Source organism: Clostridia bacterium (assembly GCA_035628995.1).
Taxonomy (GTDB): Bacteria; Bacillota; Clostridia; order Lutisporales; family Lutisporaceae; genus BRH-c25.
The window spans coordinates 17,779-30,969 of sequence record DASPIR010000016.1; the positions used below are offsets into that span (position 1 = coordinate 17,779).

Genomic DNA, 13,191 nt, shown 5'->3' on the forward strand with positions numbered 1-13,191 from the left:
TGAATTCAGGAGGAAGTGCTTTGAAAAGAGCGGCATTTTATACACTGGGCTGCAAGGTCAACCAGTATGAGACGGAAGCAATGATTGAGAGTTTTGAAAGTGCAGGCTATGAAACTGTAGAATATACTGAGTATGCAGATGTATATATTATAAATACCTGTACGGTCACCAATATGGGAGACAGGAAATCCAGGCAGGTAATAAGAAGGGCCCTGGAGCTTAATCCCGATGCCTTTGTGGCTGTTGTGGGCTGCTATTCCCAGATAGCACCCAAGGAGGTGCTGGAGATACCGGGAGTCAGCCTTGTGGTTGGAACAAATGAGAGAAACAGGATAGTGGAGCTGGTTGAGTATGCCATGGAAAAAGAGGAAAAGCTCAATCTGGTCAATGACATAATGGAAGTAAGTGAATTTGAAGAAATGTCCATTAAAAACTATAAGAGCAGGACCAGGGCGTTTCTGAAAATTCAGGAGGGCTGCGACCAGTACTGTACATATTGCATAATACCTTATGCCAGAGGGCATATTAGAAGCCGCAAGCCGGAAAGTATAATAGCCGAGGTAAGGGAGCTTGCGGAGAATGGCTTCAGGGAGGTCGTACTGACGGGGATACATGTGGCTTCCTATGGAAAAGACCTGGGGAATACTTCACTTATAGAGATGATTGAGAAGGTTCATCAGGTGGAAGGAATTGAGCGAATTCGCATGAGCTCTGTAGATCCTAATGTGATGACAGAAGAGTTTATCGGCAGGCTAAAAAAACTGCCTAAAATATGCAGACATTTTCACCTTTCGCTGCAAAGCGGATGTGATGAAACCTTGAAAAGGATGAATAGAAAATATACCACAGAGGAATATAAAAGAGTGGTAGGGAAATTAAGGGAAGTCTTTGCTGATGTTGCAATAACAACCGACCTGATTGTAGGTTTTCCGGGAGAGACAGAGGAAGAATTTCAGAAAACAGCTGCCTTCATTGAGGAGATATCCTTCAGTGCCATGCATGTTTTCAAGTATTCACCCCGAGAGGGTACACCGGCTTCAAAATATCAAAATCAGGTAAAGCCCCAGGTAAAAGATGCCAGGAGCAAACTTGTAACTTCCATTGCCAAAAAAAGTGAAGAAAAATTCAAAAAAGGCTTTATCGGAAGCTGCAGGTCGGTTTTGTATGAGCGTCCAATTGATGAGAAGAGCTCTCTTTACGAGGGTTTGACAGATAACTATATTAGGGTTGTCTCTGAATCGCAGAGTGACATAAAGGGAAAAATAATTGAAACAATTCTTGTTGAACTAAGAGAAGATTCTATGGCAGGTAAAATTAAGCAATAAATTTTGATACATTTGCAGGAATTTAAAATATTTTGTTGAATATCCAATAATGCATTTGTAAGCTGAATTGTTGTTGGAAGGAAGCTTCTAATAATATAAGGCGGGGACTGGACTAAGGAGGTGAAGTAATGAGCGACTGTATTTTCTGCAAGATAGCCAGCGGAGAAATACCTTGCAGCTTGGTTTATCAGGATAACCTAGTAATGGCTTTTAAAGACATCAATCCACTTGCTCCAGTTCATATATTAATTATACCAAAGCAGCATATTGAGTCTGCCCAGGAAATAAATGGGGGCAACTCACAGATAGCAGGGTATATTTTTGAGAAAATCCCGGATATAGCAAAAGAAGCAGGCATAGCAGAAAGTGGTTACCGTGTAATTACCAATATTGGAAAGGACGGCGGGCAGTTAGTGCCACACCTGCATTTTCATATATTGGGAGGACGCAAATTAGAAACAGCTCTGGGATAGAGTAGAAAACTCAAAAAACCTGTTATTGACACTAAATAATCAATTAATGTATAATTAACTAAGTGTTTTATTTAGTCCCACTTTGTAACACAGTATTAAAATATACTGTAAGGATTGTTACCAGCGGAGGGAGGGAAATAGATGTCAGAAATTAGAGTTGGTGAAAATGAATCTCTTGAGAGCGCTCTTCGAAGGTTTAAGAAGAAATGCGCTAGGGCCGGGGTTTTGGCAGAAGTTAGAAAAAGAGAACATTATGAAAGCCCAAGCGTAAAAAGAAGAAAGAAATCTGAAGCTGCAAGAAAAAGAAAAACAAAATAAAGAAGGTTGATGTGAATGTCCCTCAAAGAAGTATTACAGCAAGACCTTAAGTCTGCAATGAAGGAAAAGGATGTCATCAGGAAAAATGTAGTAACTATGATGAGAGCCGCTGTGCTGCAGATTGAAAAGGATAAAAAGATTGAATTGGATGATGAGGGTGTTATAGAGGTAATTGCCAAAGGCGTAAAACAAAGGAAGGATTCTATACCTGACTTTGAAAAAGGCAACAGACCCGACCTGGTTGAAAATATAGAAAAAGAAATTGGTATTCTGATGGGGTATTTGCCGCAGCAGCTTACCGAAGAAGAGATCAACCAAATAGTTTCAGATACTATATTTGAAGTTGGTGCCCAGAGCATGCAGGATTTAGGCAAGGTTATGAATGCGCTGAAATCCAGAGTAAAGGGAAGAGCTGACGGCAAATTGGTTAATTCAATTGTAAAACAGCATTTAACAACATAAAAAAGGCTTTATATAAAACACTTTAGCAATTAAGCCAGCCTTTTTTGAAACTCATTTACGGAAAGTGGTAAATTAATGAGATATATACTTTCCTATTTGTTATAAAAAGACGGAAACCCATAAAGGGTTTCCGTTTTTTTTATGCTTGACAGTTATATAAATGAAAAACAGGGTATTATAATGATTGTGAGAGATATAAGGAGAATGAAAGAGATAAACTGATTCGGGTATTTGCAGTATACAAGGGTAAGCTGGGGTGAGTTAGTTTAAGCTAGTACTCATGTTGTGAATACTATATAAAACTGATATCATTATACTATACTTAGTTGCAGACAATTTAAGGTTTTAAGCTAAGTGGGGTTCATTCTTAATTGCAATTAGGATAACGATTTGCAGGGTAAATTTAATCAAAAAATTATGTGGTATTGGGGGTGTAACGGATGTTAGGAGACTGGAGCTTGCTTACAGCATTCCTGTATGTGATGGGTATTGTGCTTCTTCTGGTGGAAGCAATGATGCCTGGGTTTGGTGTTGCAGGGATAAGTGGGGTTATATTGGTATTTGCCAGTGTAGTTATGATTTCCTCAAGCTTTTTTCAGGCTATGCTAATAATGGTAGGTACCATCGCTATTGCGATATTACTGATCATTGCTCTATATAAGCTTGGATACGGAAAAGGCTTCTTGAAGTCAATGATACTCAGCACAGAACAGAAAAATGAAGAAGGGTATGTAAGTGCCAAAGGCTATGAAGAATACCTTGGAATGAGGGGTACTGTAATAACTCCGTTGAGGTCTGCGGGTACTGTGCTTATTGGTGAAAAAAGAATAGATGCAGTGTCTGAAGCAGAGTTTATCAACAAGGATGAAGAGGTTGAAGTCATAAAGATAGAAGGCAGCAGGATTGTAGTAAGGAGAGTAAAATAAATAATTGGAGGTATATTAATGGACATTGTGATTTATGTAGTAGGACTATTTGTTGTAATACTTGGGTTGACAATATTCCTAAGCTTTGTACCGCTTGGATTGTGGATATCGTCCCTGGCAGCAGGAGTTAATGTCGGAATATTTACCCTTGTAGGAATGAGGCTCAGAAGAGTTGTTCCAAGCAGGATTGTGAATCCACTTATAAAGGCAAGGAAGGCTGGTATTAACGTTAGTGTAAATGAACTTGAAGCTCACTTCCTTGCTGGAGGTAATGTTGACAGAGTGGTAAATGCACTTATAGCTGCACAGAGAGCAGAAATTGAGTTAGGCTTTGAAAGGGCTGCAGCTATTGATCTTGCGGGCAGAGACGTTTTGCAGGCTGTACAGATGAGTGTTAATCCAAAGGTTATTGAAACACCTGTAGTAGCAGCAGTAGCAAAGGATGGTATAGAAGTAAGGGCAAAAGCAAGAGTTACAGTAAGAGCAAATATTGAGAGACTGGTCGGCGGAGCCGGTGAAGAGACTATAATCGCCAGGGTTGGTGAAGGTATTGTTACAACTGTTGGTAGTTCGGAGAGCCACAAATTGGTATTGGAGAATCCTGATATGATATCAAGGACAGTATTGGCCAAGGGTCTCGACTCAGGAACAGCCTTTGAAATACTTTCAATAGATATAGCAGACGTAGATGTAGGCAGGAATATAGGTGCTCAGCTGCAGACAGACCAAGCAGAAGCTGATAAGAGGATAGCTCAAGCCAAGGCGGAGGAAAGACGTGCCATGGCTGTTGCTAAAGAGCAGGAGATGAAGGCTGGAGTACAGGAAATGAGAGCAAAAGTTGTAGAAGCTGAGGCCGAAGTACCGAAGGCACTTGCTGATGCGCTGAGAAATGGACGAATGGGCGTAATGGATTATTACCAGCTGCAGAATATGCAAGCTGATACCCAGATGAGAGACGCGATATCAAAGGTAAATAAGAGTGACGCTATTGATAAGGAAAAGAAGTAATCCCGCATAAAAGCATCTCCACCAAAGGAGGGATGTAGTTGGAAGGTTTATTTGCGGTAATATTCATAATTATAGGCATAGTGAACTTTGCTATGAAACAGCAGCAGAACCAAAACCAAGGTAGGGGCCAGGGCGGAATGAAAGAAAAGCAGCGCAGTTATAAAGTAGAGCAGCCTCGGAGGATCGCTCAGGAATACATGCCTTCGCCGATTATGATGGAAGAAAGTGAAGGTACTGAGGAAGAGGATAGAAGTATACAAGGCAGCATGGTTTATGTAGAGGACAGAAATATACAAGGCAGCATGGTTTATGTAGAGGATAGAAATATACAAGGCAGTATGAATTATGTGGAGCAGAGCCAAAGCAGCGAGGGTGTTGATCTTGCGCTTCCAAAGCTGGAGGCAAGAAGAAGGAAAGAAAAGAAGCCTGCCCCATTGGCTGAAGTGATGGAAAGGGAAGAAACGGACGCAATATTTGAGATAACAGAGGATAATCTGCTGAGCAGTATAATAATGGCTGAAATAATTGGACCGCCAAGGTCAATGAAAAGAAGCATAAGATAATAAACAAAAAGCAAGTTAGGCTAAGGCTTAACTTGCTTTTCTACGCTTTGAAACATATAGTTGCATAAATTGGGGTAGATTATCATTAAGGATTACACCTATAAATTTAGAGATTTACTGTCATTGATGGAGGTTACCGTGTTTGAGAAAAGAAAGAATTATTTAAAACAGATATATAAAATGGATGCGGAAACAAACGCATTTATAATTGAGATTTCGCTGGAAAACTACAAGGAGATATTCAACGGGTGGGATCCATCGCCTATCAAGAGAAGGGATCTTGATCCGGATCTTTTGCGTTTTATGGATCAGTGTTCCTCTGATATTCCATTGAGTTTTCCGCTGGAATTGCAATTTTACCTGCCTAAGGAACAATATGACGCGGACAAAGAAAACCTGACTAGGGTAGGGATTAAAAACAATTTTAATTTTACTGCCCATTTTATAGGAAAAGAGATTAGACAAATTAATAAGAAGATATTCTTTTATATTATTATAGCTTTCGCTTTCTTGGTAATTGGATATTTATCAAAAGAGAAAGTGGCAGAGAATGTGTTCACTACTACTCTTATAGAGGGGCTGTCTATTGGAGGATGGGTGTTTTTATGGGAAGCTTTTTCTTTATTCTTCTTTTCCAGGCAGGAGGTTTATGCTAGATTGAAAAGTACCAAAAGATTTCAGAATACAAAGATTAACTTCAGCTACAACTGAAATATGTCAAACATACAGTAAAAGCAAGTTAGGCAAAGGCTTAACTTGCTTTTTTAATGTTCTTCATTCTGCCCCGGCTGCATACAATTATATAGGGGTGGATGCTATGGTTAAGAAGAGTTATAGAATCAGAGAGAGGATATCTAACACCTTTGAGCTTCCAAAGGATATTGTAATGGATGTTTCAAAGGTTATTATCATTGGCACGGGTCAGATAACCGTAGAAAATCACAAGGGCATAGTGGAATACAGCGAGGAGCTAATTAGAGTGAATACGGGCAGCGGAATAATGAAGCTGTGCGGCAGAAACCTTACCATAAAAACGATATTGCAGGAGGAGATCACTATTACCGGTGAGATAACTAATATCGAATTCTGACGTACAGGCAGGTTGAGGCTATGCTGGATATTAAGGGGTAATGGGGGTAAGCAGGCATGTTTATTATACGAATATGGAATTATTTAAGGGGATATGCTATTATTATTGTTAAAGGATTGAAGATTGAAAGATTTATTAATCTCGCAGTGGTTAATAATATTTACATATGGGACATAAAGAAGCTTGACTATACCACGGTGCAGGCAAAAATCGGGCTGGAGAATTTCGGAAGGCTTAGGGACATTGTACGAAAAACAGACAGTTCAGTCAGCATTTTGACCAAGCGGGGCTTTCCTTTTATCATCAGAAATGTTAAGAGGAGAAAGCTGTTTTACGCTAGTCTGCTGTCACTGTTTATTTTTATCTACATAATGTCCTCTTTTGTCTGGATGATTGAAGTAGTAGGCGCCAAGAATGTCGATAGTGAAAAGATAATTAAGCAGCTTTATGCTGAGGGCTTACACGAGGGGAGCTTCAAGGGCAAGCTGGATAGAAGGCATATAGAGAATCAGGTGCTTATCAACATGCCGGAGCTTTCGTGGATAGGTATTCAGATAAAAGGTACCAAGGCAGTAGTCGAGGTTGTTGAGAAAAGAGAAGCGCCGCCGATGGTTAGTAACACCGATGCCTGCGATATTGTTGCGGCAAAGGATGGAATCATCACAAAACTCCTGGTGCTTGCAGGTGATCCCATTGTCAAGGATGGTACATCTGTCAGAAGGGGTCAGAAGTTAGTAAGCGGAACCATTCTCAGAGAAAACCTGGAACCGAGGCAAGTACATTCACTTGCCCAGATAAGTGCCAGGACCTGGTATGAGGATGCAGAGGAAATTCCACTTCAGCAGGTAGAGTATAAATCCACGGGGAAGATAGTCAGACATTATAAGTTGAAGCTATTGAACAAGGAATTCTCAAGGAAGAGAAGTGTAAAATTCAAGGATTTCAATGAATACGTAAATGAAAGAAACCTTATAAGCTTCGGGGACTATGTGTTCCCCGTGAAGCTGATAGAATATAGATTTGAAGAGCTGGTGCCAGTACAAGAGACGCTTATGGTGAATGAAGCCAAGGCAAGGTGCGCTGAAAGGCTCAATGCACGGATAAAGCTTCAGATTTCGGAAGAAGCTGTGATTTTGAATAAGAACATAAACTATTACATTGAGAAGAAGTCTGTAAAGGCTAAGATAAGTGTTGAAGTCCTGGAAGATATAGGAGTGAAACAAAAAATAAATTAACACAAAAGCGTAGGAGGAAAGCAATTGCCAGAAAACGTTATAGAAACTAATATACAAATTGATGATATGGAAAAAATAATGAATCTTTTTGGGAATTTTGACCAGAATCTTAAAGTCATAGAGAATGAATTCAATGCAGATATAATCGTAAGAGAAGGCCAAGTAAAGATTGTAGGTGAGGAGAAGGCTGTCGGCATGCTGAAGAAAACCCTCGATATCCTTCTAAAGATGCAGGAGACCGGTGAAATCATCACGAGCCACTCAATCAGCTATACTATTGGGCTGGTAAAGGAAGGGGAAGAGAACCGGGCTGACGAGCTTAGCGATGTAATCATAACAAGTGCAAGGGGTAAGGCCATTAAGAGCAAGACGATAGGGCAGAAGAAATATGTTGATGCAATACAGAATAACGATATTGTATTCGGGATAGGCCCTGCAGGGACAGGGAAGACCTACCTTGCCGTGGCTATGGCGGTTAAAGCCTTCAAGAACCGTGAGGTAAGCAGAATAGTTCTCACCAGACCTGCTGTGGAAGCAGGAGAAAAGCTCGGGTTCCTGCCAGGAGATTTGCAGACTAAGGTAGATCCTTATCTGAGACCTCTTTATGATGCACTGCATGACATAATGGGCGTAGAAACGTACCAGAAGCATATAGAAAGAGGGGCAATCGAGATTGCACCCCTTGCCTATATGAGGGGCAGAACGCTGGATGACTCGTACATAATATTGGATGAAGCCCAGAATACCTCGCCGGAGCAGATGAAAATGTTTCTGACCAGATTGGGCTTTGGATCAAAGGCTATCATTACAGGGGATATAACGCAGATAGACTTGCCCAGGGGCAAGTATTCAGGACTGAAGGAAGTAATGGAGGTATTGAAAAACGTAAAGGACATAGAATTCATATACTTCCATGAAAAGGATGTCGTAAGGCACAAGCTGGTGCGTGACATTATCAAGGCATACGAAAAGTACGAAGATAAAAAGAAGCTAACTGGGGAAGTACCAACAGGAGAAATTTCTGAATAAACAGGGGAGATCAAATGATAAATTTTTCTGTTTCAAATTTAAGGAAGCTGGTCAGAAGCAGTACAACCATCAGGATAGTTCTGATTGCCTGCCTTTTTGCTGCGCTCTTTTCCTTGTTCGTGCTGAATGCAAGACCAGAGGTTTATAGTCTTAAGGTGGGAGAGATATCCAACGAAGACATCTATGCCCCTTCAGATATAGTGGACAAGTCAGCGACTGAGCTTAGAAGGCAGCAAGCAGAGGAAAGCGTTGATTTGGTATATAAGCTTGATTTGACTGTACAGATTGATATAGAAAAGAAAACAGACAACTTCTTTTTATTGCTGGATACAGTAAAGAAGAGCGAAGGCATCGATAAGGCACAGAAGCTTACAATCTTGGAGCAAGAGTCAAACATTAGCCTTGGCAACAGCTTGTATAATACGCTCCTGGATGCATCTGAGACTGATCTTAAGACGCTCAGCGGCAATATCAAATATATAATAAACCAGATACTAAGCGAGAGAATTACAGAGCAGCAATTGAATGACAAGAGAAGCGACATAAGGGAGTTCTTTATGAATCTTCCCAAGAAAAGTAAGCTTAATGAAATTGGTGCAGATATTGCTGTAATGACCTTGAGACCCAATATGTATTACGATGAACCGACCACACTAGCCAAGAAACAGCAGGAAAGAGAAAAGGTTGAGCAAGTGGTAATACGGAAGGGCACAATTATAGTCAATAAGGGAAAGGAAGTTACACAGGCTCAAATACAGCTTTTAAAGGCTTACGGACTGCTGTACGTGGGCGGCAGCAGCTTCGAACTTCAGATATATGCTGGCTATGGAATAATAATAAGCATTTGTCTCGTAATAATGGGTTTGTACCTGAAGAGGCTGGACAAAAAGCTGTGGGCAAGCAATTCCACGATTTTTCTCATCAGCCTGATAGCGGTGATAACACTGGTCATTACAATGGTGGTCAAGAATATTTCCAGTTATCTGATAATATTGCCGGCAGGTACAATGCTGATTTCAATACTAGTAAGCACAAGAGTTGCCATACTGTCAAACATAATGATGTCGATACTTGCAGGCTTCCTAGGCGGTTTTGACATGTCGGTGGTAGCGATAATGCTTCTGACAGGCATACTCGGAGCGGAGATGGTATCCAGAACTCACCACAGGAGCACTTTTATTCTGGCGGGTTTTGCAGTAAGTCTGGTCAGCCTGCTGATTATATTCAGCGTAGGAATACTTAACAGGGAAGACATATACAGGATGTTAAACAATGGAATGTATGGCGCTATCGGTGGGGTACTCTCGGCGGTTCTTACTATAGGCACACTGCCGTTCTTTGAATCCACCTTTGACATCATAACGCCCTTAAAGCTGCTGGAGCTGTCAAATCCCAACCAGCCAATTCTTAGAAGGCTTCTTATTGAGGCACCAGGCACATACTATCATTCAATACTGGTGGGCAATCTGGCTGAGGAAGCAGCAGAAGAGATAGGGGCAAATCCTCTTTTGTGCCGAGTAGGGGCATACTATCATGACATAGGCAAGCTGAAGAGGCCGTATTTTTTCAAGGAGAATCAAATTACAAAGGATAATCCTCATGATAAGATTACACCTAATCTAAGTACTCTTGTCATAACCTCCCATGTGAAGGATGGAGTGGAGATTGCCAGAAAGAGCAAGCTTCCCTCTGCTGTTGTAAGGATAATTGAGGAGCATCATGGAAATACTCTGGTAGCATATTTCTATCATAAGGCATTGAATACAGAGGGAACTGAAGCAGTCGAGGAAGGTAAGTTCAGATACCCCTTCAGAAAGCCGCAGACACAGGAAGCTGCAATAGTCATGCTGGCGGATTCTGTAGAAGCATATATCAGGTCTTTATCTGAGCCTACACAGGATCAGGTAGAGCAGGGTGTGAGGAAGATAATCAAAGATAAGCTAAATGATGCACAGCTCGACGGATGCGACTTGACGCTTAAAGACTTGGAAATGATAGGGCAGGCCTTCATGAAGGTTTTGGCAGGTATATTCCATGAAAGAATAGAATATCCTGAAAACATACGGGACATATGAAGGACTGAATAATGGGCTAGACAATGGAGTAAGGTTACGCGTAACGCGCAACGAAAAAATAGCATATGTCTTATACTTGGATTTGCACTAAAATATCTAATATAAAAAAACGATTGGAGGAGTTTTTAAATGTCAGTATTGATAGACAACAGACAAAAGGGTATAGAAGTTGATGAGGCTATGGAAGCCTTGGTTACACAAGTAGTAGAAAAGGTCTTGGCTTACGAGGAATGCGAGGAAGATTACGAGGTAAGCATTTCCTTCGTAGGCGACGAAGAGATGCGGAGCCTGAACAATGAATATAGGGGTATTGATAAGGAGACAGATGTTCTTTCCTTCCCAATGATTGATTTTACGGAGGAAGAGCTTGAGGAAGAGGATGAAAATGCCGAATATATTGATGAGGAGATAGCACTGGGAGATATAGTCATATCAATGAGAAGCGTACGGGAACAAGCAGAGGATTACGGACACAGCATTAATAGGGAACTGGCTTTTTTGCTCGTCCATGGGATGCTGCACCTGCTGGGCTATGACCATGAGGATGAAGCAGCAGAGAAAGAAATGTTTGAAAAGCAGGAGATAATACTGAAAGAAATGAACCTTACGAGGTAAATGGGAAGTGAAGAAGTGGGGCCAAGGAGATTTTTTGCAAGCCTGAGATATGCAGCGGAAGGAATAGCATACTGTATAAAAACCCAAAGGAATATGAGAATACATCTCGTAGTTGCCATTATTGTCCTGCTGTCAGGAATACTTCTGAAAGTTGTCAAGACTGAGTTTATAATGGTGCTTATATCAATCTCCATGGTATTCATATGTGAGATAATAAATACTGCTGTGGAGAGGGCGGTTGATACTGCTACACTGGAGTATCACCCTATTGCCAAGATTGCAAAGGATGTAGCGGCAGGAGCTGTATTGGTGGCTGCCTTGAACTCGGTAATCGTGGGGCTTCTGGTCTTCGGAAAGTATTTATCGGCTATAGTCTTGAAATTGCTTGAATAGTATATATGAGTTAAAGGGACAAGCCTAGGTATTCTTTACGGGTAAAAGCACGGGAACCACGGAGCACACGGATGTTTCACGGAATTACACGGTAGTTTATAATATCTTCCCGCCGTGAATTCAGTGAATTTCAGTGTCTTCAGTGGTATGCGTTCCCTTCGTCGTATTTTAATATATTATTTAGAAAAGAGGGTTTCGAATGAATAGTAGAAGATGGCTGTCTGTGCTGATGATTGTATTCTTAATTCCAGTAATGTTTTCCGGGTGCGGCAAAAAGGTGGAAGTATCCAATGTTGAACCGGTAGTCACACCTATGCCAACTGTTCAACCAACTCCAGAACCGCCGGAAGGCCCACCTTGTACTTTGACAGGGATGCTTGTAGAAGATGCGGAGGATTTGAAGCTGAGACCCATAGCTGTAATGCTGGATAACGAGTATAATGCAAGACCTCAGTCAGGGCTTCTGGATGCCGAGATAGTATATGAGATTCCTGTTGAAGGGAATATCACAAGATATATGGCTGTCTATCATCATAACCCTTCTGATAAAATCGGTCCGGTGAGAAGTGCCAGACCTTACTTCATAGATAAGGCAATGGAGCTTAATGCAGTATACGTGCATTGCGGCGGAAGTCCTCAGGCACTGCAGGATTTGGTGACGCTGAAAGTCGATACCCTCAATGACTTGAAAGGATCTCCATGCTTCTGGAGATCAACTGACAGGAAGATGCCTCACAATCTTTACACAAGCACCAAGCTTATGAGGGAAGTAATGGAAAGCAACAAATTCAATAATAAAACAGCACCAGAATATTTTAAGTTCAGTGAGGAGTTCCTTAACCTGGACGGTAAGAATACCGGATCAATAAGCTTTAATTACAGCAAGAACTATACTGTCGGGTATGAATATAATGAAAAGGACAAATTATATTATAGGACAATAAACGGAATAAGGCTTAAAGACAAAGAATCAAGCAAAGATATAGCCACTACCAATATAATTGTTGAAAAAACAACTGCAAAGGTTCTAGATAAAGTGGGCCGATTAGAGGTAAGCAATTTAGGAAAGGACAGAGGCTACTATCTCACAGCCGGAAAGTTGATAGAAATAGAATGGAGCAAGAGCAGCAGGAGTGCCAAGACAATATATAAAGACCTTAAAGGCAATGAGATTATCATGAACAAAGGCACTACATGGATTCAGGTGGTTCCGGACTATGTGAGGATAGAGATAAAGGAGTGAAAATCATGAATTACGATATACTAATAGAAAAAGCACAGGAAGCGATGAAAAACGCCTATGTAAAGTATTCGAATTTTAAGGTTGGGGCGGCATTGTTGACGAAGAGCGGTAAGATATATACTGGCTGCAACATTGAGAACTCTTCGTATGGAGCGACAATCTGCGCGGAAAGAGTTGCATTCACAAAAGCGATTTCTGAAGGAGAGAGGGAATTTGAAGCTATTGCTGTAGCAAGCAATCTGAAGGGTTTTACATATCCCTGCGGTATTTGCAGACAGTTCATGTCTGAATGGGGCTTGGATATAAAGCTTTTAACCAAAAGCGAAGGCACGACTAGAGTTCATACTATAGGTGAGCTGCTGCCTGAAGCCTTCGTAGAATTCGAAGCGGATAAATAATATATCGAATAATAATATAGAAGTAAGCAGAGGATGGT

At 41.0% G+C, this 13,191-nt stretch carries 16 protein-coding genes; all 16 read left to right on the forward strand.

The window, feature by feature from the left end:
• Window positions 1-20 precede the first annotated feature (20 nt).
• The 16 genes from mtaB (at window position 21) to cdd (ending at window position 13,153) form a co-directional block, all read left to right on the forward strand.
• Entirely contained in the window at window positions 21-1,325 is a 1,305-nt protein-coding gene (gene mtaB / locus VEB00_04950; GenBank protein HYF82360.1) for a tRNA (N(6)-L-threonylcarbamoyladenosine(37)-C(2))-methylthiotransferase MtaB, read from the forward strand.
• 128 nt (window positions 1,326-1,453) lie between these two features.
• A complete protein-coding gene (locus VEB00_04955; GenBank protein ID HYF82361.1) occupies window positions 1,454-1,798 on the forward strand; it encodes a histidine triad nucleotide-binding protein in 345 nt (114 codons plus the stop codon).
• Between the two features lie 141 nt (window positions 1,799-1,939).
• Window positions 1,940-2,116, forward strand: a complete 177-nt coding sequence (gene rpsU, locus VEB00_04960) for a 30S ribosomal protein S21 (GenBank protein HYF82362.1) — start codon at window positions 1,940-1,942, stop codon at window positions 2,114-2,116.
• A gap of 15 nt (window positions 2,117-2,131) precedes the next feature.
• On the forward strand, window positions 2,132-2,578 hold the full coding sequence (locus VEB00_04965) for a GatB/YqeY domain-containing protein (GenBank protein ID HYF82363.1): 447 nt from the start codon (window positions 2,132-2,134) through the stop codon (window positions 2,576-2,578).
• 440 nt (window positions 2,579-3,018) lie between these two features.
• Window positions 3,019-3,504, forward strand: coding sequence for an NfeD family protein (locus VEB00_04970; GenBank protein HYF82364.1), 486 nt, complete (start codon window positions 3,019-3,021; stop codon window positions 3,502-3,504).
• Between the two features lie 18 nt (window positions 3,505-3,522).
• Window positions 3,523-4,512, forward strand: coding sequence for a flotillin-like protein FloA (gene floA / locus VEB00_04975; protein ID HYF82365.1), 990 nt, complete (start codon window positions 3,523-3,525; stop codon window positions 4,510-4,512).
• A gap of 38 nt (window positions 4,513-4,550) precedes the next feature.
• A complete protein-coding gene (locus VEB00_04980; GenBank protein HYF82366.1) occupies window positions 4,551-5,075 on the forward strand; it encodes a hypothetical protein in 525 nt (174 codons plus the stop codon).
• Between the two features lie 138 nt (window positions 5,076-5,213).
• Entirely contained in the window at window positions 5,214-5,786 is a 573-nt protein-coding gene (locus tag VEB00_04985) for a hypothetical protein (GenBank protein ID HYF82367.1), read from the forward strand.
• Window positions 5,787-5,892: 106 nt separating this feature from the next.
• Complete coding sequence (yqfC, locus tag VEB00_04990; GenBank protein ID HYF82368.1) at window positions 5,893-6,165, forward strand: sporulation protein YqfC; 273 nt, start codon at window positions 5,893-5,895, stop codon at window positions 6,163-6,165.
• A 56-nt stretch (window positions 6,166-6,221) separates the two neighbouring features.
• Window positions 6,222-7,400, forward strand: coding sequence for a sporulation protein YqfD (yqfD, locus tag VEB00_04995; GenBank protein ID HYF82369.1), 1,179 nt, complete (start codon window positions 6,222-6,224; stop codon window positions 7,398-7,400).
• A 66-nt stretch (window positions 7,401-7,466) separates the two neighbouring features.
• On the forward strand, window positions 7,467-8,429 hold the full coding sequence (locus tag VEB00_05000; protein HYF82370.1) for a PhoH family protein: 963 nt from the start codon (window positions 7,467-7,469) through the stop codon (window positions 8,427-8,429).
• Between the two features lie 14 nt (window positions 8,430-8,443).
• On the forward strand, window positions 8,444-10,504 hold the full coding sequence (locus VEB00_05005; protein HYF82371.1) for an HDIG domain-containing protein: 2,061 nt from the start codon (window positions 8,444-8,446) through the stop codon (window positions 10,502-10,504).
• A gap of 129 nt (window positions 10,505-10,633) precedes the next feature.
• A complete protein-coding gene (ybeY, locus tag VEB00_05010; GenBank protein HYF82372.1) occupies window positions 10,634-11,119 on the forward strand; it encodes an rRNA maturation RNase YbeY in 486 nt (161 codons plus the stop codon).
• A gap of 15 nt (window positions 11,120-11,134) precedes the next feature.
• A complete protein-coding gene (locus tag VEB00_05015) occupies window positions 11,135-11,512 on the forward strand; it encodes a diacylglycerol kinase family protein (protein HYF82373.1) in 378 nt (125 codons plus the stop codon).
• Window positions 11,513-11,711: 199 nt separating this feature from the next.
• On the forward strand, window positions 11,712-12,755 hold the full coding sequence (locus VEB00_05020) for a DUF3048 domain-containing protein (protein ID HYF82374.1): 1,044 nt from the start codon (window positions 11,712-11,714) through the stop codon (window positions 12,753-12,755).
• 5 nt (window positions 12,756-12,760) lie between these two features.
• Window positions 12,761-13,153, forward strand: coding sequence for a cytidine deaminase (cdd, locus tag VEB00_05025; protein ID HYF82375.1), 393 nt, complete (start codon window positions 12,761-12,763; stop codon window positions 13,151-13,153).
• Window positions 13,154-13,191 lie beyond the last annotated feature (38 nt).